Origin of the sequence: Labrys miyagiensis (assembly GCF_030160835.1) — a bacterium.
GTDB lineage: Bacteria > Pseudomonadota > Alphaproteobacteria > Rhizobiales > Labraceae > Labrys > Labrys miyagiensis.
In genome coordinates, this window is sequence record NZ_BSPC01000014.1 from 70,278 (window position 1) to 94,351 (window position 24,074).

The 24,074-nt window shown below is 61.0% G+C and carries 21 protein-coding genes; 8 read left to right on the top strand and 13 right to left on the bottom strand.

All coding sequences use genetic code 11. The features are described from left to right. Positions 1-40: 40 nt before the first annotated feature. Positions 41-361 carry a hypothetical protein gene (locus QQL24_RS08000; RefSeq protein WP_284311438.1) on the top strand — a complete coding sequence of 107 codons (321 nt, stop codon included), beginning with the start codon at positions 41-43 and terminating at the stop codon, positions 359-361. A gap of 12 nt (positions 362-373) precedes the next feature. On the opposite strand, the gene QQL24_RS08005 is transcribed toward QQL24_RS08000, so the two are convergent. The 8 genes from QQL24_RS08005 to QQL24_RS08040 all read right to left on the bottom strand — a co-directional run bounded on the left by QQL24_RS08005 (position 374) and on the right by QQL24_RS08040 (position 9,214). Continuing rightward, the gene (locus QQL24_RS08005) at positions 374-1,102 is read right to left on the bottom strand and encodes an SDR family oxidoreductase (RefSeq protein WP_284311439.1); all 729 of its coding nucleotides are present in this window, start codon (positions 1,100-1,102) and stop codon (positions 374-376) included. A gap of 57 nt (positions 1,103-1,159) precedes the next feature. After that, a complete protein-coding gene (locus tag QQL24_RS08010; protein ID WP_284311440.1) occupies positions 1,160-2,263 on the bottom strand; it encodes an ABC transporter ATP-binding protein in 1,104 nt (367 codons plus the stop codon). A 3-nt stretch (positions 2,264-2,266) separates the two neighbouring features. Then, positions 2,267-3,100 carry a carbohydrate ABC transporter permease gene (locus tag QQL24_RS08015; RefSeq protein WP_284311442.1) on the bottom strand — a complete coding sequence of 278 codons (834 nt, stop codon included), beginning with the start codon at positions 3,098-3,100 and terminating at the stop codon, positions 2,267-2,269. Continuing rightward, positions 3,097-4,029: a carbohydrate ABC transporter permease gene (locus QQL24_RS08020; RefSeq protein ID WP_284311443.1), complete on the bottom strand. Its 933-nt coding sequence runs from the start codon at positions 4,027-4,029 to the stop codon at positions 3,097-3,099. The genes QQL24_RS08015 and QQL24_RS08020 overlap by 4 nt, the downstream gene beginning before the upstream one ends. Positions 4,030-4,084: 55 nt before the next feature. Next, the gene (locus tag QQL24_RS08025) at positions 4,085-5,368 is read right to left on the bottom strand and encodes an ABC transporter substrate-binding protein (protein WP_431310655.1); all 1,284 of its coding nucleotides are present in this window, start codon (positions 5,366-5,368) and stop codon (positions 4,085-4,087) included. Between the two features lie 847 nt (positions 5,369-6,215). Next, a complete protein-coding gene (locus QQL24_RS08030) occupies positions 6,216-6,998 on the bottom strand; it encodes an ATP-binding cassette domain-containing protein (RefSeq protein WP_284311446.1) in 783 nt (260 codons plus the stop codon). Next, on the bottom strand, positions 6,998-8,080 hold the full coding sequence (locus QQL24_RS08035; RefSeq protein ID WP_284311447.1) for an ABC transporter permease: 1,083 nt from the start codon (positions 8,078-8,080) through the stop codon (positions 6,998-7,000). Before QQL24_RS08035 ends, QQL24_RS08030 begins: the two co-directional genes overlap by 1 nt. Positions 8,081-8,179: 99 nt before the next feature. Next, positions 8,180-9,214, bottom strand: coding sequence for a sugar ABC transporter substrate-binding protein (locus QQL24_RS08040; protein ID WP_284311448.1), 1,035 nt, complete (start codon positions 9,212-9,214; stop codon positions 8,180-8,182). A 209-nt stretch (positions 9,215-9,423) separates the two neighbouring features. Here QQL24_RS08040 and QQL24_RS08045 point away from each other — a divergent pair, with 209 nt between their 5' ends. From QQL24_RS08045 to QQL24_RS08070, 6 genes are all read left to right on the top strand, one after another. Next, the gene (locus QQL24_RS08045; protein ID WP_431310656.1) at positions 9,424-10,635 is read left to right on the top strand and encodes an ROK family transcriptional regulator; all 1,212 of its coding nucleotides are present in this window, start codon (positions 9,424-9,426) and stop codon (positions 10,633-10,635) included. A 286-nt stretch (positions 10,636-10,921) separates the two neighbouring features. Next, the gene (locus QQL24_RS08050; protein ID WP_284311449.1) at positions 10,922-11,653 is read left to right on the top strand and encodes a DeoR family transcriptional regulator; all 732 of its coding nucleotides are present in this window, start codon (positions 10,922-10,924) and stop codon (positions 11,651-11,653) included. A gap of 124 nt (positions 11,654-11,777) precedes the next feature. Then, the gene (locus QQL24_RS08055; protein ID WP_284311450.1) at positions 11,778-13,361 is read left to right on the top strand and encodes a sugar ABC transporter ATP-binding protein; all 1,584 of its coding nucleotides are present in this window, start codon (positions 11,778-11,780) and stop codon (positions 13,359-13,361) included. Beyond that, a complete protein-coding gene (locus tag QQL24_RS08060; protein WP_284311451.1) occupies positions 13,358-14,350 on the top strand; it encodes an ABC transporter permease in 993 nt (330 codons plus the stop codon). Before QQL24_RS08055 ends, QQL24_RS08060 begins: the two co-directional genes overlap by 4 nt. Positions 14,351-14,415: 65 nt before the next feature. After that, a complete protein-coding gene (locus QQL24_RS08065) occupies positions 14,416-15,573 on the top strand; it encodes a substrate-binding domain-containing protein (RefSeq protein WP_284311453.1) in 1,158 nt (385 codons plus the stop codon). Between the two features lie 180 nt (positions 15,574-15,753). Further along, positions 15,754-16,776, top strand: coding sequence for an LLM class flavin-dependent oxidoreductase (locus tag QQL24_RS08070; RefSeq protein WP_284311454.1), 1,023 nt, complete (start codon positions 15,754-15,756; stop codon positions 16,774-16,776). Between the two features lie 66 nt (positions 16,777-16,842). Here the strand turns inward: QQL24_RS08070 and QQL24_RS08075 are convergent, their stop codons facing one another. The 4 genes from QQL24_RS08075 to QQL24_RS08090 form a co-directional block, all read right to left on the bottom strand. Beyond that, positions 16,843-17,826 (bottom strand): ABC transporter permease, encoded by a 984-nt coding sequence (locus QQL24_RS08075; RefSeq protein ID WP_284311455.1) that lies wholly within the window; start codon positions 17,824-17,826, stop codon positions 16,843-16,845. Next, the gene (locus QQL24_RS08080; protein WP_284311457.1) at positions 17,823-18,848 is read right to left on the bottom strand and encodes an ABC transporter permease; all 1,026 of its coding nucleotides are present in this window, start codon (positions 18,846-18,848) and stop codon (positions 17,823-17,825) included. The genes QQL24_RS08075 and QQL24_RS08080 overlap by 4 nt, the downstream gene beginning before the upstream one ends. Further along, entirely contained in the window at positions 18,845-20,371 is a 1,527-nt protein-coding gene (locus QQL24_RS08085; RefSeq protein WP_284311458.1) for a sugar ABC transporter ATP-binding protein, read from the bottom strand. The genes QQL24_RS08080 and QQL24_RS08085 overlap by 4 nt, the downstream gene beginning before the upstream one ends. A gap of 179 nt (positions 20,372-20,550) precedes the next feature. Then, positions 20,551-21,552 carry a substrate-binding domain-containing protein gene (locus tag QQL24_RS08090; RefSeq protein WP_284311459.1) on the bottom strand — a complete coding sequence of 334 codons (1,002 nt, stop codon included), beginning with the start codon at positions 21,550-21,552 and terminating at the stop codon, positions 20,551-20,553. A 318-nt stretch (positions 21,553-21,870) separates the two neighbouring features. Between QQL24_RS08090 and QQL24_RS08095 the strand changes: the two genes are divergently transcribed. Continuing rightward, on the top strand, positions 21,871-22,857 hold the full coding sequence (locus QQL24_RS08095) for an aldo/keto reductase (RefSeq protein ID WP_284311460.1): 987 nt from the start codon (positions 21,871-21,873) through the stop codon (positions 22,855-22,857). A 38-nt stretch (positions 22,858-22,895) separates the two neighbouring features. On the opposite strand, the gene QQL24_RS08100 is transcribed toward QQL24_RS08095, so the two are convergent. Then, positions 22,896-23,894 (bottom strand): LacI family DNA-binding transcriptional regulator, encoded by a 999-nt coding sequence (locus tag QQL24_RS08100; protein WP_284311461.1) that lies wholly within the window; start codon positions 23,892-23,894, stop codon positions 22,896-22,898. Positions 23,895-24,074: the final 180 nt, after the last annotated feature.

Sequence of the window (24,074 nt, forward strand, 5' to 3'; positions counted from 1 at the left end):
TTCCCGGAACTTCTCCTGCACCCCGGTGTTGTCTCTGCAGGTGACGAGCGACCCCTCGCCACTCAAACTTCGCCCGGCCTTGCTTTTCCAAATGCACCGCCGGGCTTTCTATGAGATCGGCCCTGGGAACAGGGACGAAAATCCCTCCACGCAAGCTCCGCGCGCAAAACTGGAAGCGGCGCGCCTGGCCGCCATCGAACAGTTGGCAGCATCAAGCAACACTCCTCCGCTCGAACGGATACAGGCGCTTGCTTTCATCCAGTCGGTGCAAACCGACGTCGTCGAAGAAATTGAGGAGCGAATTTCGAAATTAACTTGCTGGTATCAAAAGCGTTTTGCGATTCTTGGTGATTCGATCTGAAAGTAAAACGCTCTAGCGGCAGGTATAGCCGCCGTCGATCGGCAGCGAAACGCCGGTGATCATGGAGGCGGCGTCGCTCAGAAGGAACACGATCGGCGCGGCGATCTCGTCCTCCGTCGCCCAGCGGCCGAGCGGCATCTGCTTGAGGAAGGGCTCGGCGACGTGAGGCTGGCTCCAGTGGCCGGAGGAGATCGGCGTCATCACCACCGTGGGATTCACGCTGTTGACGCGGATGTTGTATTTGCCGAGTTCGAGCGCGGAGACGCGGGTGATGTTGTCCAGCGCGGCCTTCGAGGAACCATAGGATATGTGCCCATCCAGGGCGACGAGGGAGGCCTGGCTCGAGACATTGACGATCGAGCCCCCCTTTCCCAGGCGCACCATCGATTGGGTCGCATATTTGGTGACGATCAGGGCGCCGCGCGCATTGATGCTGATGACCTTGTCGAAGATTGCGATGTCGGTGTCCATCGGCGTTGCGATCTCGCCGCCGAAGCCGCCGCAATTAACCACGCCCCAGAGGTCGAGCCCCTCCAGCGCGTCGCGGATCTCGTGCTCGGACGCCAGATCGAAGGCCAGCGTGCGGCAGCCGGTTTCCCTGGCGATCGCCGCGAGCGCCTCTTTCGAACGGCCGCTCGCAATGACGTCGGCATTCGCCTTGACGAGATGACGCACGGTGGCGCCGCCGATGCCGCCGCTGCCTCCGGTTACGAGAATGGTACGTCCGTTGAAATCAGTCATGGGTTTCCTCCTTGGCGAATTCTTTCATTGGTTCGTTTCGCGAGCGCCGGGGCGCGGTTATGGGCTGGACATGGCGGCGGCATTCGAGATCCGCTGGCCGGCTGCGTTGAACAGGTGGCAGGCTTTTGGCGGAAAGGAGAGGGCAATCTTGTCGCCCGCGTGGGCGCGACGCCCTGCGCTGTCGCGGATGACCAGCGATTCCTCCCCCTGCCGCATGTAGATGAAGGTGTCACTGCCGAGCATCTCGACCACGTAGGCCGCGCCAACGTAGTCCGAGTGGCCGCCGTCGAGCGAAAAGGAAAGATGTTCCGGCCGGATGCCCAGTGTGACCGGGTCTCCCGGTTTCAAGGGCACCGTTACCGCGACGGACACGCTCGCCCCAAGAGCCAGCGCAACTCTCACCTCGGCCTCACCAACCGCCTCGACCCTCCCCTTCAGGAGGTTCATCGCAGGCGAACCGATGAAGCCGGCAACGAAAAGGTTAGCCGGCTGCTCGTAGAGATCCAACGGGGTTCCGACTTGTTCGATCCGGCCGGCATCCATCACCACGATGCGGTCGGCCAGCGTCATCGCCTCGACCTGGTCATGCGTGACATAGATCATGGTCGAGGCGAGCTCGGCCTTGAGGCGGGCGATTTCCAGGCGCATTCCCACCCGCAGCGCGGCGTCGAGGTTGGACAGGGGTTCGTCAAGCAGGAAGAGCTTCGGCTTGCGCGTGATGGCCCGGCCGATGGCGACACGCTGGCGTTGACCGCCGGAGAGTTCCCGCGGCTTGCGCCGGATATAGGAGGATAGCCGCAGCTTCTCGGCGGCTGCCGCCACGCGGTCAGAGATCTCGGCCCGCGGCGTGCGGGCGATCTGGAGGCCGAAGCCGATGTTGCGGCTGACATCCATATGCGGGTAGAGCGCATAGGATTGGAACACCATGGCGACGCCCCTCTCCGGCGGCTCGGCGTCGCTCATGTCGACGCCATCGATCAGGATCCGGCCGGAGCTTGTGGGTTCGAGGCCGGCGATGATCCGGAGGAGAGTCGACTTGCCGCAGCCGGATGGGCCGACCAGGACGCAAAACTCGCCGTCCTGAATGGTGAGCGAGAGTTCGGGTATGACCGCATGGCTCCCGAAGCGCTTGGTTATCCTGTCGATGGAAAGTGTGGCCATGGCTCAGCCTTTCACGGCGCCGGCCAGCAGCCCGCGAACGAAGGCACGCTGGACCAGCACATAGAGGAGGATCAGGGGAAGTGCGATCAGCGTCAGGATCGCGAACAGGGCGCCGGGATTAGCCATATAGAGCCCGGAATACTGCATCGGCACGATGGTCAGGGTCTTCAACTCGGTCCTTGTGAGAACGATCAGGGCCAGGAAAAACTCGTTCCAGGTCACGATGAACTGCCAGATCGTGACGAAGACGAGCGCCGGCCGCACGAGGGGGAGGGCGACGTGCCAATAGATCTGCCAGGGGTTGCAACCATCGACACGGGCAGCTTCGAAGAGTTCCTGCGGCGAATCCTCCATGAACGCCTTGAGGATCACCATGGCGAAAGGCACGCCGAGCGCGGCATAGGGCAGGATCAGGCCGATATAGGTGTTGATCCAGCCGAAGTTCTTGAGAAGGATCGCCAGTGGCAGCACCAGCGAGGCGAGCGGCACCATCAGCGTCGTCAGCAGCGTCGCATAGAGGAAGAGGGTTCCCCGCAAGCGCAGCACCGCGCAGGCGAAGGCGAAAAACGACGACAGCGCCACGACGATCGCGACCGTCGCGACCGTGACGATGAGGCTGTTGAGGAAGATCCGGCCCAGCGGGTTGTCCCTTGTCACCGTCACGAAATTGTCCAGGGTGACAGGCCAGGTCACGAGCGCGGGATTGAAGGCCTGAGCCGGCGTCCGGAGGCCGATGGAAAGCATGTAGATCTGCGGAACCATCCACAGGGCCAGCACTGCGAAGAGCACGATATGGACAGCCAGCGAATGCAGTCGGTTTCGGCCGAGGCTGGTCATTGGCGCTCCTTCGAGGCGGGCGTCAGGCGGGCGCCGAGGAGGACAATCTGGACAAGCGACAGGACGAGGGCGAGCAGCAGGACGATGACCGAGAGCGCCGCGCCTCCTCCGGTATCATTGAGAACGAAGCTCTGCTTGAAGATGTAGGTGCCGAAGACTTCACTGGCGTGGTTCGGCCCGCCACCCGTCATCAGATGGACGATCGGGAAGGTCTGCAGCGTGCCGATGATCCCGAGCAGCAGCAGCGACTTGGTCGCGGGTGCCAGCATCGGAACGACGACATGCACGGCCAGGCGCCAGCCCGTCGCGCCATCGACCCGGGCGGCGTCCAGTATTTCGCTCGGCATGTTGGCGATACCGGCGATGTACATGAGCATCGAGAAGCCGGTCCATTGCCAGATATTGACGATGATGAGCGCGTAGATTGCCGATTTGGGATCGCCGATCGGTGAACTCACCATCACCATGCCGAGATGCTTCAGATATTCCTGGGCGATGCCGTAATATGGCGCGTAGATCTGCACCCAGACAAGGCTGACGACGGACACCGACGTCACCACCGGCAGGAAGAACGCCGTGCGGAAGAAGCCGCGCAGGCGCTGGGTGTGGCGCTCGATGAAATAGGCGAGCAGGCCGCCGATCAGCATCTGCACCGGGATGGTGATGATCGCCCAGAGCGCCATGTTGCGCACGACGACCCAGAAGGTCGGATCCGTAAGCACGGCCGCATAATTGGCAAAGCCGCTCAGGGCCAGGACGCCGACCGCATTCCTGGCGTAGAGGCTCTGGCCGATCACCCAGAGTATCGGATAGGCGATGAAAATGATGAACAGCGTCGCCGCCGGCAGCACGAAGCCATAGGAAAGAAGGCGGCCCCGTCCTGGCCGTCGCGACGCAAGTAGGATCGTTTGCCCGGCTTGTGCCTGCATGCCTGTCATCCCCGGTAAGGGACCGGGCGCGCGGGGCGCCCGGTCGGGATAGGGTCTATTTGCCGAGCGCCTTGTCGGTCGCTGCCTGGACCGAAGCGAGCGCCGCTTCCGGCTCGAGGCTGCCAGCGGCAACGCCGGCCAAGGCGTTGTCGAGGGCCTCGGACACGGCAGGGGAAGCGAAGCGCTGGTTCTCGGCCTTCGGCAGATCGGCCATGAAGCGCGCCGACATCTCCTTGACGTGATCGGTGATGTCGCCCTTCGGCTCATGGCCCGAGAAGGCCGGCAGATCGTTGAGATCGTTCAGCGCCTCCTGCAGGCCGACACCATTGGTCAGCTCGGCCAGGAAGGTCCAGGATTCGGGATGCTTGGCGCCATTCTTGGTCAGGCCGTAGCCGATGTCGATGCCGCCGACCGGCGGGCTGGCGGATACGCCATCCTTGACGGGCGGCAGGTAGAAAAAGTCGAACCCGTCCATGTTCTGGACGAACTCGGAGAGCGGGGGCGGAAACTTGCTTTCCTGCATCCACCAGGAGCCGAGCGCCATCATGCCCACGCGCCCCTGCGCGAACAACTGCGCGCCGGTCGGATAGGCATGCGCGCCGAGGGCGCCTTGCTGGAAGATCGCGTCATCGAACAGGCCCTTCCACGCCTTCATGGCCGAGACCAGTTCTGGCGATGTCCAAGGTGCCTGGCCCGCCTGCGCCTTGTCGACGATGCCGGCGGAGAACTGGTTGGCGAGCATCAGGAAGACGTTCTCGTTCTGCCAGCCATCGGCAGCGCCCTGGAACATCGGGATATAGCCGCCGTCGGTGAGCGCCTTCGCGGCTGCCTTGAGATCGGCATAGGTCTTGGGAACCGAGATCTTGAGCTGGTCGAACAGCTTCCGGTTGTACCAGATGCAGAGAACCTGCGATTCCTGCGGCACGATATAGTTGTTCTTGTCGCCGGGCGGATTGCCCATCTGCATCTGCCGGCGATTGACCGGGAACACCTTGTCCTGCCAGCCATCGCCCCAAGCCTTGGCGGCGAGCTGGTCGATCGGCTCGAGATTATCACGATATTGCTGCGTGAGGGAGCCAGGCTGCAGGCCTATCACGTCCGGCAGGCTGTCGGAGGCTGCCGCCGCCTTCAGCGCTGTGATGTATTCCGGTGAGTAGTTGTAATAGGTATAGGTGACCTTGATGTCCGGATGCGCCTTCTGGAAGGCATCGATGGACTTTTGCATGGTGCTCTGGACGAACCAAGACCAGACGGTTACTTCCTTTTGCTGGGCGAATGCGGATAAGGTCGACAGCGCAAACGCAAGAATGCCTGCACTCAGAAAAAATTTGCCTCGCATGAGACTTCCTCCTCCTTGAATGTTTATTTGCGTGCCCACGCACGGATGCTCGGCCGCGCGTCGGTCTGGCTATCTGCCGTCTCGTTGATCGGACGGCTTGGGTTTGCCTTGGGCGTCGAACAGCAGCGAGCGGATCCACGCCGATATTGGATAGACCTTGAACGACAACAGTAAGGGCGTCTTCTCAAATTCTGTCAATATCTATCTATTTATGTCAGATAAGTTCGCGTAGAACGGCGCACACCGCATCAAAGTCGTTATATTTCAATATATTGTGCGGAGTTCAGCGGGCGCTGGATTGAGCCACGGCCTTCGAAGCTCCCCCTGGCGCGTCATCGGGCATGAAATGACCAACCCTGCCGCTAAATGGGATTGTTGAGCGTCATTCGACGTTGGCACTACCGGGACTATTTCTCGATCCGGGAGATATCCCGACGCACAGGGCTTTCGAGGAACATCCTCGAGCCGCATCGGCACTGCCGGTGCACACGAATGTGCGTGCACGTCCCTGTTGACCGGATGCGTCCAATAAAACAGGCCGAGCCCGCTAAGGCGGCCAAAAGTAGCGCATGGCTTGTGCGTCTTACCTTCAGATCGGATCGCCAAGATTCGCAAAAAGCTTTTGATGCCAATTCGCTAACTTGGAAATCCGCTGCTACCTGAACGCATTTTGCTTTAGTGCAAGTGAAGGACAACTTTCCGGAGGCGGGCCGGGTCACCCCGGTAGCCGACTGGGGTCGTGACCAACTACAATGGCCCGATACACGCTATCGGTTCAGGCCCATAATTCTCGCCGATAGGAAGGTGGCCGAGACCATCATGGGCGTCTCGGCCATTCTTTTCGTCTTCAGGAGGCGAGCAATTCCTCAGGAGGCGCCTTGGCGCCGGTCATGAAGGCAACCGCATCCGACATGCTGTATTCTCGTGGGTTGATGATGCAAAGCCGTCGCCCGAGCCGGTGGATATGGATGCGGTCAGCCACCTCGAAGACGTGCGGCATGTTGTGAGAGATAAGCACGATTGGCAGACCGCGCCGCTTCACATCCAAGATAAGCTCGAGCACGCGACGGCTTTCCTTGACCCCGAGCGCCGCTGTCGGTTCGTCCATGAAGATGACCTTCGAACCGAATGCCGCGGCTCTGGCAACCGCCACGCCCTGGCGTTGTCCACCGGAGAGGGTCTCGACTGCCTGGCTGATGTTCTGAATTGTCATCAAGCCGAGTTCAGTCAGTTTCTCGCGAGCTCGCTTTTCCATCGCCTGGCGATCGAGCATGCGAAGCCATTTTCCAAGGGGGCCGGGCTTACGAATTTCGCGACCGAGGAACATGTTGTCCGCGATGGAAAGTGCGGGCGACAAGGCGAGATTCTGATAAACGCACTCGATGCCGGCTTCCCGAGCCTCGATGGGCGACTTGAAGTTGATGACCTTTCCATCGAGCTTGATCTCCCCTTCATCCGGGGTGACAGCCCCGGACAGAGCCTTGATCAACGATGATTTGCCCGCACCATTGTCGCCGATGACAGCCAGGATTTCGCCAGGGTAGAGATCGAAGTCGCAGTCGTTGAGCGCGGTCACGCGGCCGTACCGTTTGACGAGACCACGTCCGGATAGAATGGGTTCCTGTGCCATTAGCCTGCAACCTTTCTGATCCATTGATCGACCGTGACGGCACCGATGATCAGTGCGCCGATCAACAAATACGTCCACTGCGGGTCCGTGCCGATGAGCCGAAGACCAAGCTGGAATACCCCGACGATCAGAGCGCCGAAGATCATGCCAAGGATCGAGCCGCGACCGCCGAACAACGAGATGCCTCCGATCACGACCGCCGTGATCGACTCAATGTTGGCGAACTGTCCGGAGGTAGGAGAAACGGACCCCAATCGCCCAATGATGACCCATCCGGCGAGTGCACAGATCACGCCCGAGATCGTATAGACCTGGAGCAGGATTCGATTTGTGCCGACACCGGCGAGCTCAGCGGCCTCAGGATCGTCGCCGACCGCGTAAACATGCCTGCCCCAGGCTGTGTGGTTCAAGACGAACCAAAACACAGCCACGAGCAGTACCATTGCCAGCACGCCGACCGTGAAAACGGCTCCGCTGATGCGGAACGTCGCGCCGAACAACTGAAGGAGCGGGGCTTGTGCTGAGATATCCTGACTGCGGATTGTCTCGTTCGCCGAGTAGAGGAAATTGGTCGCGAGAAAGATTTGCCACGTGCCCAGCGTGACGATGAAGGGCGGCAGCTTCATTTTTGAGACGAGGACGCCGTTGATGTAGCCGCAAAGCGCGCCACAGGCGAAGCCGAAGAGAATGGAAATCGGTGCAGGCAGACCGTAATGGAACGTGAACTGGCCCATCACAACAGACGACAGGACCATGATAGCACCGACGGAGAGATCGATGCCGGCAGTAAGGATCACGAGCGTCTGAGCCGCCCCGACGATGCCTGTGACGGCGACCTGCTGTAAGATCAAGGTCAGCGAAAAAGCCGAGAAAAACTTCGTACCGAGGATTGCTCCGAAAACAGCAACCGACAGGACGAGTACAATCAACGGTACCATCGCTGGGTTGCCGTGCAGAAAGTGCTGTGCTTTCTCCAGCGAAGACTTGCTGTGTGTATCGAAACTGGCCACGGACGTGTCGCTGCCCGAGAGAACCTTCTCGAACTCCTGTGGCCGCCCCGCATTTGCCGAAGGATCGGTCATATTCTGGGTTCCTCCCATGCGTCGGTGTCTGCTGCAAGGAGGAGGGCTTTTCGGCCCACCTCCGCGTTGCGAGAACGAGCGCCTTGTTGGCTGTGACGGCTAGCCCCAGCAGAGATCCTTGCCCTTTTTGGTGTCGATGGATTCGACACCGGCAGCAGGCTTGTCGGTCACCAGCGTCGCGCCGGTATCGAAGAACTTCTTGCCTTCGGTCGGCTTGGGCTTTTCGCCGGTGTCAGCGAACTTCTTGATCGCTTCGATGCCCATGGCGGCCATCTTGAGCGGATATTGCTGGGAGGTCGCGCCGATGACGCCTTCGGCAACGTTCTTCACGCCCGGGCAGCCGCCATCGACGGAGACAAGCAGGACGTCCTTCTCACGGCCGACGGCCTTGAGGGCCTCATAGGCGCCAGCGGCCGCAGGTTCGTTGATCGTGTAGACGACATCGATCATCGGCTCTTTCTGGAGACAGTTTTCCATCGCCGAACGGCCGCCTTCCTCGTTGCCGTTTGTGACATCATGGCAGACGTTGCGAGCATCGCCAAAGTCCTGGATTTTGGTTGGATTCTCGATCTTGCTGATGCCAAAGCCACTCATGAAGCCTTGATCACGCAGAACGTCCACCGTGGGCTGACTTGGATTGAGGTCGAGATAGGCAATTTTTGCACCCTTGGCCTTGTCGCCCAAGGCCGCGTTCGCCCATTTTCCAATCAGTTCGCCTGCCTTGAAATTATCGGTCGCAAACGTTGCGTCGGCGGCCTCCACGGGTTCCAGCGGCGTATCGAGAGCTATGACCAAAATACCGGCGTCCCGCGCCTTCTTCACCGAGTCCACGATCGCCTTGGAGTCGGAGGGAACCAGCAGGATGCCTTTGGCTCCATCGGCAATACAGGATTCAATCGCCGATACCTGGCTCTCATTGTCTCCATCGATCTTGCCGGCGTAAGACTTGAGATCGATGCCGAGTTCCTTGGCCTTGGCGCTCGCTCCCTCCTTCATCTTCACAAAGAAGGGGTTGGTATCGGTCTTGGTGATGAGGCATGCACCGACATTGGCGGCCGACGCTGGCAAGGCCATGGCGCTGAGGGCCAAGGCGCTCGCACCGATAAGCACGGATTTTAGGACAGTGTGCGTCATTCAATCTTCCTCCCGATTTGAACCGCCTGATCGGCTTATGCCGACCTCTTGAGCGGCACCGCGCATCTCCGCGTCGGCTGTGTTAAAGAGTCAACACGAAAACGTGAAAACGTCAATAACTAAATAACTCTTATTTATTTATCTCACCCCCTTGCACGGCATTTGGAAAGAGTGGACAACATCCTGGCCCATCAAATGCGGGGAACAGGGTGGACGTCGACGTCTCGAAACAGGACTCTTTTGATGCGGGCGGCAGCAGGCTTCGCCGCGGCACCAATCAGAGCGACATGCGCGATCACAACGAACGGCTTGTGCTGTCGCTTGTTCGCGAGCATGGATCGCTTGCCAAGTCGGATATCGCCCGTTTGACCGGACTGACGCTCCAGACCGTTTCCGTCATCATGCGAGAGCTTGAGCAAACCTCCCTGCTGGTCCGGCAACCGCCGGTCCGTGGCAAGGTCGGCCAACCTTCAGTGCCAATGGCGCTCAATCCGGACGGGGCCTTCTTCTTCGGTCTGAAGATTGGGCGGCGCAGTTCTGAACTCGTGTTGATCGATTTCCTGGGAACCGTCAGGTCGATGCTGAGCCAGTCCTATCGGTATCCCACGCCAGGAGATACCGTCGGCTTCGCCGCCGACAGTATGCAAGCTATGCGCGCTGGCCTTCCCGCTGGATTGAGGGAGCGAGTCGCGGGGCTGGGGATCGCGATCCCGTTTGAACTCTGGAACTGGGTCGACGCCGCCGGTGCGCCGGCCTCGGTGATGGATGATTGGCGTGATCGTGACATCAGGGCGGATCTGCAGGCGCGTTGTGAGTTTCCGGTCTACATCCAGAACGACGCAACGTCTGCATGCGGAGCGGAACTCGCGTTCGGTGGCGCAAAGGGCCTGCGCGATTTCGTATATTTTTACATCGGTGCATTTGCCGGTGGGGGCGTGGTCCTGAATGGCCGCCTCTTTAGCGGAGTGACGGGCAATGCCGGGGCGTTGGGTTCGATGCCAGTTCCGTCATCAGACGGAAAGCCCGCCCAACTCATCGACCGCGCCTCAATTGCCATGCTTGAGAAGGCGCTCAGTCGCCGGGGCATTGATGCCAATCATCTGTGGACCTCACCCCAGAATTGGGGCGAACTGGGCGAGGACGTCGATATCTGGATCGCCGATGCGAGCGAGGCGCTGGCCTACGCGATCGCCTCAGCCTGTGCGGTAATCGACTTTGAGGTCGCGATAATCGATGGCTGGATGCCGACCGAGATAAAGGCCCGTCTCGTTGCCGCGATCCGCGATGCACTTACGCGCGTCGACGTTGAAGGCCTTACGCTGCCCGAGGTTCGCGAAGGTACAGTTGGGATTCATGCAAGAGCACTTGGTGGAGCCAGTCTGCCTCTCTCTGCTCGTTATCAGGTCGCGATTTCAAGATAACGCACAAAAGCGCCGCTGATTTATTTGCCGAAGCGGCTGAACAAGAACGCCGCAGCGAGAGATCTTGAAGCGGGCGAATGAGAAGCTGGATTCGCATAATATTGGTTGTGGACCGGATTCTCAGAAGAACGTTCGCCATCGCTTATGCTGCGCGAGTCCTCGGCGGCAGCCTCCTCCTTGTTGAGCTGAATCCCTGGCCCCTGATTTCGGGGGGCGACGGATTGACACCATCCACCGGCGGTGTAACAGATCTTGTGAAATCTGTAACAAGTTTGGACGGCAGCTTTTGACCGCACGAAGGACAGAGCGGGTTTTTGCCTTGATCGCCGCCCTCGATCGGCGCCGGATCATCCATCTGAGCGAGGCGGCCCAGCTTCTGGGCGTGTCGGAGATGACCGTTCGGCGCGATGTCGCCCAGAACCCTGAGCAGTTTGCCTTCCTTGGCGGCCATATCCTGGCGGCGTCGCACGCGGAACGCGATGTGCCCTACGAATTGTCGACGGCGGCAGACAGCCACGCGGCTGCCAAACGCGAAGCCTGCGCCCATGCCGCCAGCAAGATCCGGCCGGACGAAACGATCTTCGTGGACTGCGGCACGACACTTGTTCACCTCGTCGACCTCATACCGGACAATTATCAAATAACCGCAATATGCTACGCGATGAACGTCGCGCAGCTTCTGACCAAGAAGCCGGGCATTACCACGATCATGCTGGGTGGGGTCTATCATCCGGCGTCCGCTTCCTTTTCGGGAACACGCGATTTCGACATTCTCGATTCCGTCGGCATCAACGTGGCGTTCCTGTCGGCTGCCGGCGCGGACGCCAAGCGTGGCGCCACCTGCGAGCATTTTCACGAGGCCGAGGTGAAGCAGAAGGCGATCAGCCTCTCCCGCGAAAACTATCTGGTCATCGACAGCAGCAAGATCGGCAAGATCAAGAGAGCCTTTTTCGCGGACCTCAAGGTGTTCGATGCGATCATCACGGAGCACGGGGAGACCAAGCTCGATAGCGATTGACCCTGGCTCCGAATGATTGACTTTTGACTGGCGTGATGGAAAAGTCACAAAAAAAGTAAGGCAAATCTCATTTTCGAGATCGGCGTCGAGGCACGCTTATCTCCGGGAGGCGGCCGGACGCACCATGATTGAACAGGATCGGATGGTGCGCGAGCCTCTCGAGAGGCCGCCCTTGCTGAAGGCGACCGGCATCGCCAAGAGCTTTGGCGGCGTTCGTGCCCTGCTCGGCGTCGATCTGGAGGTGTTGCCCGGAGAGGTCCATGCGCTGCTCGGCGAGAATGGCGCCGGCAAATCAACCCTCATCAAGATCCTCAGCGGGGTGCAGCGGCAGGATGCCGGGACCATCGAAATCGAGGGAGACGCTGTTTCGTTCGACTCGACGGCACAGTCCCGCGACGCCGGGGTCGCGGTCGTCTACCAGGATCTGAGCCTGGTGGAGTCCCTGTCGGTCGCCGATAATCTGTTGCTCGGACGCGAGCCGAGAACGCGCTTGGGCTTCCTGAAGAAACGGAAATTGCTGGCAGAAGCCGAGGCGTTCCTCAAAGCCCACAAGATCCCTCTAAACGCCCGCGCCACGCTCGGGTCGCTGCCCTTCGCCTACCGGCAGATGACCGAGATCGCCAAGGCGCTCATGGGGAAGGTGCGGCTGCTCATCCTCGACGAGCCGACGTCCGCTTTGACCGACGATGAGGAGAAGATCCTCTTCGACGCCATCCGCACGGTGACGGCGCGCGGGGTTGGCGTCATCTATGTGACGCATCGCCTGAACGAGGTCTTCCGCATCTCGCATCGCGTCACCGTGTTCCGGGACGGGGCCAATGCCGGCACCTTCGAGACGGCGAAGACCGATATGGCCCAGCTGGTCAGCGCGATCGTCGGGCCCAAGCAGATGAAGTCCGGCCAGGCTCTGCGCGAGGGCGAAAGCCGGAGGACGGCTGGGGACGCGAACCTCCCGTCCTCGGAGGCTGCGGCGGTGGAATTGCGCGGCGTTCGAAACGATCGCTTGAAAGGGGTGGACCTCACCGTCACCAGCGGGGAGATCCACGGGCTCGCCGGATTGATCGGCAGCGGCCGGACCGAGATTCTCGAGACCATATTCGGACTGAGGCCGGTGGTTGGCGGCGAGCTTCTCGTTGCCGGCTCGCGCATGGAAAATCTCGACGCGGCGACCGCCATTCGCCTCGGCATGGCGCTAGTGCCGGAGGATCGGCATGTGCAAGGCCTCGTGCTCGAACACACGATCGAACGAAACCTGACACTGCCTCGTCTGCCTGCCCTCTCCAAATGGGGCTGGTTTCAGGCCTCTGCCGCTCTCGCCCGGGCGCGGAGAGCCGTTTCGCAATTGTCGGTAAAGGCGCCAGGGCCTGCGACCTATGTGAAGAACCTGTCCGGAGGCAATCAGCAGAAGGTCGTTTTCGGCAAATGGAACGAGCCTCGTCCCCGGATCCTGCTGCTCGATGAGCCGACCGTGGGGGTCGATGTCGGCGCCCGCGAGGAGATCTATGGCGTCATCCGGGATGCGGCGGCTTCAGGAACGGGCGTGCTCCTGGTGTCGTCGGACCTGAGCGAACTTCTCGCCTTGTGCGATCGCATCTCGATCGTCGTCAACGGACGCACATTGCGCGCGCTGCCGCGTGCTGATCTGGGGAGCGCCGAGGCTCTCCATCACCTTCTTCAGACCCAGCAAGCGACTGAGCAGGCAGCATGACACAGACCCAGCCGGCCACTGATGGAACTCCCGGCGGCGCCCAGGCTCGCAGGCGCGTTTTCCTGAGGCATTTGCTTCGCGGCGAGCGGCCTTATATGCTGTATATCGCCTTCGCCTTCATGCTGGTGGTGTTCAGTTTCGCCTCGCCCTGGTTCCTGTCCGTCGACAATTTCCTCAACATCGGCCGGCAGACGACGCTGGTGTCGATCATCGCGGTGGGAATGACCTTCGTGATCATCGCCCGGCAGATCGACCTGTCGGTTGCTTCGACGCTGGCGCTCTCCGGCATGGCCGCCGCACTGGCGATGTCGTTCCTCTACAACAGCTGGATCGTCGGCGCCGTCGCCGGGCTCGGCACTGGCGCCGTGATCGGACTGATCAACGGCCTGTTGACCACCCAGCTCAGCATTCCCTCATTCCTGGTGACGCTCGGCACCCTGAGCGCCGCGCGCGGCCTTGCCTTGATGGTAACCAACACGAAGCCGGTGATCATCACGAACGAGTACTACTTCGCCATTTTCGGGGAAGGATCCGTGCTGGGGGTTCCGGCGCCGATCATCTGGACGGCCGCGGTGGTTGTGGGCGGTATTCTCCTGCTTCACTTCACGGTCTACGGCCGGCGGATTTATGCGGCCGGCGGCAATCCGACGGCGGCCCTCTATTCCGGCGTCTACATCAAGCATGTAACGACGCTGGCCTTCGTGATGACGGGAATGCTGGCGGGCCTGGCGTCCCTCGTGCTCTCCGCCCGGTCTCACGCCGCCCGGCCCGATGTCGTCCAGGGCATGGAACTCGACGTCATCGCATCGGTGATCCTCGGCGGCTGCAGCCTGTTCGGTGGGCGCGGCTTCGTTCTCGGCACGCTGCTTGGAAGCCTGATCATCGGCACCCTCAACAACGGCCTCGTGCTCCTCGGCGTGAGTTCGTCGCTTCAACTCGTCATCAAGGGCGCGATCATCGTCGCGGCCGTCGCCTTCACGCGGAGATAGTAGCGTACCCTGTCGGTGGCAGGCTCTTGGAAGAAACAGAGAAACTTATTCAAGGGAGGAAGACCATGAAATCCCCTAAACGCGTCGGCTTACTCTTTGGCTGTGCCATGGCAGCCGCCAGCACTATCGTTTTTTCAACTTCCGGGAGCCTCGCCCAGGTCCCGGATACCTGCGTCAAGGGCGTGGACCTTGCGACCCTCGGCCCCAAAGGCATCCTCGGGCAGGGACCGCATGGCGAGACGGCGGCCTCGCCGGAGGCGCTGGCGCTGAGCGATGACGAAGCGGCGAAGGTCAAGGCGGGGAATTTCAAGGTCGGCATCTCCATGCAGACCGTGAATCTCGACTGGTCCCAACTGCAGGTTCAGGGCATCACCGATACGCTGAACAAATATGGCGTGACCGTTACCGGCGTTGCATCGGCCGAATATCAGGTCGACAAGCAGATCGCCGATATCGAGAACACCATCCAGCAGCACCCGAACGGCATCATCTCGATTCCGGTGGACTTTACCGCCACCGCGCCGACCTACAAGAAAGTCGGCCAGGCCGGCATCAAGCTTGTGTTCATGGACAGCATTCCGACTGGATTGAAACATCCGGACGATTTCGCATCGATGATCTCGGCCGATAGCCAGGGCAATGGCCAGATTGCCGCGCAGATCCTGTCGTCCTGCGTGCCGAAGGGCGGAACCATCGGGCTGGTGAATTTTGGCGTCGACTACTTCAGCACCAATGAGCGCACCAAGGGCGTCAGCGCCTGGATGAAAGCGAACCGGCCCGACATCGTGATGAAGCAGGTGGATTTCACCGATCCCTCCAAGGTATCGCAGATCGCCGGCGACTTCCTGACGGGCAATCCCGATATCAAGGGGTTGTACGCGGTCTGGGACCAGCCTGCCCTGGACACCCTGTCGTCCATGCGGGCCCAGGGCATCGATATTCCGATCACCACTGTCGACCTCGGACTGCAGTCGGCGATCGAGATTGCCAAGGGAGGCCCCCTGAAAGCGACCGGCTCCCAACGCCCCTATGATCAGGGGGTTGCCGAAGCCCTGGCGATGATGAAGGCGCTCATCGGACAGGCACCGCCGGCATGGGTTGGTGTGCAGTCGCTGCCGGTCGTCCAGTCGAATGTCCTCGAATCCTACAAGACGGTGTTCCACAAGGACCCGCCCCAGGAACTTTTGGACGCCTGCAATGGCGCCAAGCCAGCCTGCAACTGAAACGTCGAAGCTCGCGCGAGGCAGTTGCTTCTACCGCGCGCGGGCTCGCGTCGCAGCATGGGTTCGCGAAAAAGCCGCCGGGAGGGCGGCTTTCTATTGTCGGCCGACGCAATTGCCACGTCTAATCCTGTTTCATTATCGTCTACCTCGCTCCATCCATTATTCCCCAGGCGGCTTTTCATGAAGAAGATCGGTTTTCTCTCGTTCGGGCACTGGACGCCCTCGCCGCAATCGCAGACACGCTCGGCGGCGGATGCGCTCCTGCAATCCATCGATCTCGCCGTCGCGGCAGAGGCGCTCGGGGCGGATGGGGCCTATTTCCGCGTGCACCATTTCGCTCGCCAGCTTGCCTCGCCTTTCCCGCTCCTGGCCGCCGTGGGAGCCAAGACCAGCCGCATCGAGATCGGCACCGCGATCATCGACATGCGCTACGAGAACCCGCTCTACATGGCCGAGGATGCCGGCGCGGCCGATCTCATCGCCGGGGGCCGCCTGCAATTGGGCATCAGCCGGGGATCGCCCGAGCAGGTGATCGATGGCTGGCGCTATTTCGGCTACGCCCCGGCCGAGGGCCAGAGTGACGCCGATATGGGGCGAAGCCATGCGGAGGTGTTCCTCAACGTGTTGCGCGGCGAGGGGTTCGCCCAGCCCAATCCACGGCCGATGTTCGCCAATCCTCCGGGCCTGCTGCGCCCCGAGCCCCATTCGGAAGGGCTGCGCGAGCGGATCTGGTGGGGCGCCGGCTCCAATGCCACGGCGGTCTGGGCAGCCAAGCTCGGGGTGAACCTGCAAAGCTCGACCTTGAAGGACGACGAGACCGGCGAGGCTTTTCACATCCAGCAGGCCGCCCAGATCCGGGCGTACCGCACCGCCTGGAAGGAGGCCGGCCACGCGCGCGAGCCGCGGGTCTCGGTCAGTCGCAGCATCTTCGCGCTGGTGGACGACCGCGATCGCGCCTTTTTCGGTCGCGACGGCGATCAGCAGGATCAGATCGGCTTCATCGACGAGAAGACCCGGGCGATCTTCGGCCGCAGCTACGCGGCCGAGCCGGATGTCCTCATCGAGCAATTGAAGAAGGACGAGGCCGTCGCCGAAGCCGACACCTTGCTGCTGACCGTCCCCAACCAGCTGGGCGTCGCCTACAACGCGCATGTCATCGAAGCGATCCTCACCCATGTCGCGCCGGCGCTCGGCTGGCGCTGATGCTGCCTCTCTGCGATCCTGCCGCGCCGGGCTGCGAGCGAGAGGCCTGCTCAGGCTGGTGGAAATCTATCTGCCGTCACGCTGGCGAACGATCAGGGAGCCGAGTTGACCCAGCCCGCGCGAGGCACCGAAGACGATGAGTGTGCCGACGAGAACCGCTCCGGTGACGATATCCTGTTGTTCTGGCGTCATGCCGATCAGCCCCAGCGCGTTCTTGACGAAGGCGAGGACGAGCAGGGCGAGCAGCACGCCGACGAGACTGCCCGATCCACCGAAGATGTTGACGCCCCCGAGCACCACGGCCGTGATCACCTGGAGCTCAAGCCCGATTGCCGTGTCCGATCGAGCGCTGGCGAGGTAGGCCGTCAACACGATCGCCGCGATCGCCGATACCGTGCCCGACGCGACGAAGACGCTGACCATCGCCCGCTCCACGAAGATTCCGGAATAGCGCGAGGCCTCCTTGTTGTTGCCGATTGCATAGATCGACCTCCCGCCGCGCGTGAAGTGCAGAAAGAAACCGAAGCCGGCGAACAGGGCCAGGAAGATGAGGATACTCCAGGGAATGGGCGTGTCGCCGATCGTGCCGAAGCCGATATTTTGATACCAGTCCGGAAAGCTGTTGACGCCGCGCTCCTTGAGAATGATCTGCGCGATACCTCGATAGAGGGCCAAGGTGCCGATGGTCACGACCAGCGAGGGCAGGCCGAAGCCCACGATGATGGCGCCATTGAACAGGCCTGCCAAGGTCCCCACCACGAGGCCGGCTATCATGGCGAGCTCGACCGGCCATTGGTGCTCGAGGCACACGGCCATGACCGAGGCGCATAATCCAACGATGGAGCCAACCGAGATATCGATCTCGCCGGTGATGATGACCAATGTCATCGGCAGCGCGATGAGCGCGACGGGCACCATGCCGGCAAGGGCGATGGAGAAGTTCGACGCCGTGAAGAAATATTTGGAGGCGCCGCCGCCAAGCACCAGGACTGCGATCAGCGTCACAAGGAGGAACGTCTCCCATCTCAGCAGCCACGATGGCGCCTTCATGGTGTTCCCTTTCTGCTCCGGGATGTCTCGGACCTTCGCGTCAACTGGCTGTAGAAGATCACGGTGGCCAGAATGGCGACTCCGAGCAGGGCCGGAATCCAGAACTGGTCAAGGCCCAGCAATTGGACACCGTTCTGCAGGACGACGAAGATCGCTGCACCGATTGCTGCGCCATAGACCGAACCGCTGCCACCGAAAATGCTGACGCCGCCCACGACGGCCGCAGAGATGGTCTGCAACTGCAGATCGGGCGCAATGATGGCATCGACCGTGCCGAAACGCGCACCCCACAGCACACCCGTCAACCCGCACAGACCGCCTGAAAGCACGAAGAGATAGGCGATGTGGCGGCGCACGGCGATGCCGGCAAACTCCGCCCCCTCGGTGTTGCTGCCGATGGCGTAGATATTCCGCCCCGTCCGCGTAAAGCGGGCAAGCCAGCCAAGGATCACCACAAGGGCCAGCGTTGTCCACACCAGGGGTGATTGGCCACCAATATGCATCTGGGCGATATTGCCGTAGCTGTCCGGCAGGACGGTCGCCGAAATCTGGCGCCCGCCGGCATAGACGATGATGCCACCGCGATAGATGGCAAGCGTTCCGAGCGTCGCCACGATGGCCGGAATGCGAAGACCGGCGACCAGCACGGCATTTCCGGCGCCCAGCAACACGCCGATCGAGATGCCGATCAGGAAAACGACGATCAGCGATCCATCGGGATGGGCAGCGAGCCAGTCGGCCGACACGAAGGCACTCGCGGCAACCATCGCGCCGACGGACAAATCGATCTGGCGCCCGACGATCAGCAGGGCCTGGCCCAGCGCGACAATGCAGACGAGCGTGCCGGAAAGCGCAACCTGTTCGAGATTGTTCAGGTCCAGGAAACGCGGCTCGCGCACCGAGATCGCGATGCAGATGAGCAGGAGTGCCAGCAGGAGCTTGGCTTCCCGCGAGGCAAACCATAGACGGCTTAGTGAACGAGGCTTCTGCCCGGCCGAGGCTTGTTGTGCTTGCTCGCTCATCGGGTGCTCGCCTTATTGCCCGTCGCCCCGATGGGGACTTCATGCGCCGCGGCCAACAGTATCTTCTCGCGGTCAAAGGTGCCGCGGTCGAAGGAGGCCGTGATCCGCCCGCCACGAAAGACGAGAATGCGGTCTGCCATGCCGATCAGTTCCTCGGCGTCGTCACTGATCATGATGATCGACATGCCGGTCGTTGCCAATTGCGAGATGGCGCGGTGGATCTCGGACTTTGCACCGACATCGATACCGCGCGTGGGTTCATCAAGGACTAACAGGCGGGGGTTGGGCATGAGCCATTTGGCGAGCAAAACCTTCTGTTGATTTCCGCCCGAGAGCGTGCCGGCGGCCTGCTCGACACCGGAAGCTACGACCCGCATGCGCTGGGCGTAGTCCCGTGCAACCGTCTCCTCGCGCGCGCCATCGATGCGGCCCAACAGACCGGAAAGGGTGCCAAGAACAGGCAGGGTCTCGTTTGCGCGGATGGAGAAGGGCAGCACGAGTCCCTGCTTGTGACGGTCCTCCGGAACGAGCGAGATGCCCTGGCGGATGGCCTGGCGCGGAGAACGGAGCTGGATCTGTTCGCCTCCCAAGGTGATCGTGCCCGCGTCTGGCCTGATGATGCCGAACAGCATGCCGGCGATTTCGGAACGGCCGGCCCCCACCAGACCGAAAAAGCCGAGGATTTCGCCGGTGCGAACCTCGAAGTCGACATCTGCCACGAACCCCGCACCAGACAGGCCCCGCACGCTCAGGACCGGCCCGCCGATCTCGGCCTCCTGCTTGGGAAAGAAGGACTCCAGCTTCGTCCCGATCATCGCCCTTACGATGGTTTCGGGCGTGAAGGTTTCGGTCGGGTTGGTCACCACATGGCGGCCCGAACGCAGCACGGTCAGGTCATCGCTGAACTTCATGATTTCATCGAGGAAATGGGTCACGAACAGGACCGCCACCCCCCTTTGCTTCAACCTGCCGACCAGGTCGAAGAGCCTGATCACCTCGATCCCGGAGAGCGCTGAGGTCGGCTCATCCAGGACGAGAACGCGGGCATCGATGGCGAGGGCACGTGCAACCTCGATCGCCTGCCGCTCGGAAACACCGAGATGCTTGACGGGTGTGTCGACATCGAAGGTCACGTCGAGCTGCGCCAGGAGTTCCCGGGCGCGGGCGTTCATGTAACGCCAATCGATCCTGCCATTGCGCCGGGGCTGGTGGCCGATGAAGACATTTTCAGCGACTGTGAGGTCGGGGAAAAGGGCAGGGTGCTGGTGCACCACGGCAATCCCTTGACGCCGGCTCTCCAGGGGAGACAGCAGCTTGAGGGGCTGGCCCTCTTTCAGGATCTGCCCGGCATTGGGCTGGTGCACGCCGCCTATGATCTTCACCAGCGTGCTCTTGCCGGCACCGTTTTCGCCGGCGAGGGCATGCACGCGGCCTGGCCACAAGGCCAGACTTACATCGACGAGTACATCGATGGCGCCGAAACGCTTACTGACGTGCTGCAGATCGAGCACCGGTACGGTCAAGGCAGATGCACTCTTAAAGCGTTCTGTGACTTGCTGGAATCGCCAGGAATCACAAAGACGCGTCGAAACAATGAGTTAAAGCAAAAGAGCGTTTCTAGCTAAACGCGCTTTTGCTCTAGGACACGCTTTGCGATTTGACGCGGGGGGCGGACCAGCGAGACCCGCCCCCTCTCGGCATTCTAGAAAGTGAAGTCCTTGTAGTTATCCTTGGTAAACTCGACAGGCTTGCCTGTAATGATCTGCCCATCCTGGCCGATCGTATAGGTTCCGGGCCATTTTCCCTTGTCGATCACGAATGAATCGCCGGGCTTTCCAGTGATCTTTCCGTCGACGAGCGCCTTTGCTGCATAATAGGTAACATAGCCAAGTTTGCTGGGATCCCAAAGATAAAACCCTCCGATGGTGCCGTCGAGCATGTATTTGGAGGTAATGCTTGGGACACAGTTGCCCGAAAGCTTGATCTTGCCGTGCCCCTTGTCGACGCTTTCCAGCGCTCTCGCCACAGCGGGAAGACCCGGGCAGGTCGGCGCGAAGATGCCGGCAAGATTGGGATGCTTGGTCGTCAGGGCGACCGTGGCATCGAAAGCTTTCTGTTCATTGTCGTAACCATAGACGGTGTCGACAACCTTGAGCCCAGGATATTTCGCGACCTCATCCTTGAAGGCCTCGATCCAAAGGTTCTGGTTGGCCGCGGTCGGCTGGGCGGAGACGACCGCAACCTCGCCCTTGGGATCCGGTCCGAGCTCACGGATCAGCAATTGGGCACCGAAACGGCCAATGGAATCGCTGGTGGCCTGGTTGACGAAGAAGGATCGGCCACCTGACGCGTCCGCGTCGAACGTAACGACCTTTGCACCGAGCTTCGCCGCCCGCTGCATGGCGGGCACGACGGCATCTGGATCGCTCGGCGCAACCGCGATGGCCGTTACGCGCCGATCCGCGAGGCTATTGATGATGTCGACCTGAGCCTTGGCGCTGGACTCGGTCGGTCCGTAATTGTCGACCTCTCCGCCCGTCTCCTGCGCGGCAATCTTCGCGCCGGCAAGGGTCGCGTTGTAGTAGGGGTTGGTGGTGGACTTGATCACCATTCCCAACTTGAAATCATCGGCCAAAACCGCCGTGGGCAGCGCGAAGGCAATGAGCGCTCCCGCCAACAAGATGTGCCTGAGACTCTTGGACATCTACCTTCCTCCCATCTGTATGGTCGACATTTAGCTCGCTGGCGCATCTTCAGTCGCCCGCCGACCTATCCCGTCACGGGCTTACCCGAATGCCGGGCGCCGGATTGCTTTTGTTGACGTTTCCAATCGGTTGCACGTTATCGTTATCGTGTCAATATCGCGCGACCAGAGAGGAGAACTCCTTGAGTTGGGTCCGAAAGACGTGACGCAACGCGAGGTTTGGAGGAAAAACGTGAAGTCTGGAAGGAATCGCTTCATTGAGAAATCACCAAGCTATGTTATCGATATCTCATTCACGGAGAGCTGGGACATGGTTCTATGAAGCAGAGATTATTTGGACGCACGGGGCGGCTCGTCAGCGAGATCGGCTTCGGCTCATGGGGTATCGGAGGCGCGCAATGGACAGCGGTCGATGACACGGAGGCGATGAACGCCATAACGAGTTCACTGGATCTCGGCGTTACCTTTATCGATACCGCCGACGTTTATGGCGACGGCCGGTCCGAGAAGCTGATAGCGCAAGCGCTGCGTGGTCGCAGCGAGCGCCCCTATATCGCAACGAAGGCGGGTAAACGGCTGCCGTCGCAGGTCACGTCCGGCTACACGCTGGCCAATCTGCGCGACTGGGTAAGCCGCAGCCGCGACTATCTGGAGACCGATATCCTCGACCTCGTGCAACTCCATTGCCCCCCGACGGATCTCTACTATCACCAGGAAGTGTTCGAAGCATTGGATCGTCTGGTTGAGGAGAAGCTCATCCGCAATTACGGCGTCAGTGTCGAGAAGATCGAGGAGGCCATCAAGGCGATCGAATATCCGAACGTCACGAGCGTACAGATCATATTCAACATACTTCGGCAGCGCCCGATCGAGCTGTTCTTCGAGCTTGCCAAAAAGAAGAATGTCGCCGTCATCGCTCGGGTCCCTCTCGCAAGCGGTCTGCTCTCGGGGAAGTTCAGCCGTTCTTCTATTTTCGACAAGGAAGATCACCGCAACTTCAACCGCAATGGCGAGTTCTTCGATGTTGGCGAGACATTCTCTGGGATGCCCTACGAACAGGGCCTGGACGTCGTGGAGAAGATCCGCCCCTTGGTGAACGGCAGCGAGACCATGGCGCAGTTCGCGCTGCGCTGGATCCTGATGTTCGACGCCGTGAGCGTTGTCATCCCCGGGGCGCGTACCGTTGCGCAGGCCAGGTCCAACGCCGCCGCATCCGCTCTGCCGGCCATTCCCGACGAGGTGATGGCACAGATCCGCGCGATCTATGATGCCGACGTCAGGCCGTTCGTTCATCAACGCTGGTGATCCCTGACAAGCCTTCGTCCGAGGCCGGCCTCTGCTCGTCAGGGCCCCTCGGTGGAGGCGCGCAGCACGAGTTCTGGTTCGATGACGATCCCTTGCTGGATGTGTCGCTGGTCGATGCGATCGATCAGCATGCGCATCGCGGCGGCGCCGAGATCCTCCTTGGCAACCCGCAAAGTCGAGAGCGGAGGGTTGACAAGCGAGGCAGCGAGGATGTCGTCGCATCCGATCACCGCGATGTCATGGGGAATGGCAATCGAACGCTCCTTCAGGACACCGAGCAGGCCGATCGCGATCAGATCATTGTAGCAGATGATCGCATCGATCTGCCTGCCGCTGTCGAGGAACGCCGTCGCTCCCGCAACCCCGCCCTGAATATCCGGAGAGCAGGGCACATCCAGCACGAGTTCCAGGCCATGGCCATCGAGGGCCTCCAGGATGCCTTGGCGACGCTGCTGATCCCCTCTGGAGGTTGCGTGGCCACCCGCATAGGCAATATGCCGGCGATCATTCCTGACCAGATGGTCGACGGCCGCAATCATGCCTCGCCGGTAGTCCACCTCGATCGTGCCGGCGATGCTCTTGGGAGCCGACCGGTTGATCAGCACGGCGGCCTTGCAGCGTTTGACCGTGTCGAAGAGCCGCTTGTCGCTCATACGCGCGCTGCAGATGATGACGCCGTCGACACGCCTGTTCAGCAGCGTTTCGAGAACCTCCTCCTCGCGAGCGGGATCCTCCACCACATTGCAGCACAACAGCGTGTAGCCGGCGGGGCGTGCCGCCAGTTCGGCGCCTCTGATGATTTCCGGGAAGAAGGGATTTACGATATCGGGAACGATCAGGCCGACGATACCGGAGCGAGCGATCTTCAATCCTTTTGCGAGGGTGTTCGGCCGATAGTCGAGTTCACGCACAGCCGCCATGACGCGCTCTTTCGTTGCCGCGCTTGCACCATTCCGCCCGTTGATAATGCGCGAGACGGTCATGGGAGACACGCCTGCCCTGGCTGCCACATCGGCCAAAGTCGCATGTCTTTGCATTGCTGGCTCCCGCTGAGCGATAACGTTATCTAGAAATTGAAGGATATCGCACAACTCCAACCCGTCGACGGGATCAGCATCTACAAATAGTGGCGTAATATCAATAGATCAGTTAAGAGAGGCTTCGCGCTGTGGATGATAACGCTAACACGCAGTTGTGGACCAGCCTTGGGGGATGTC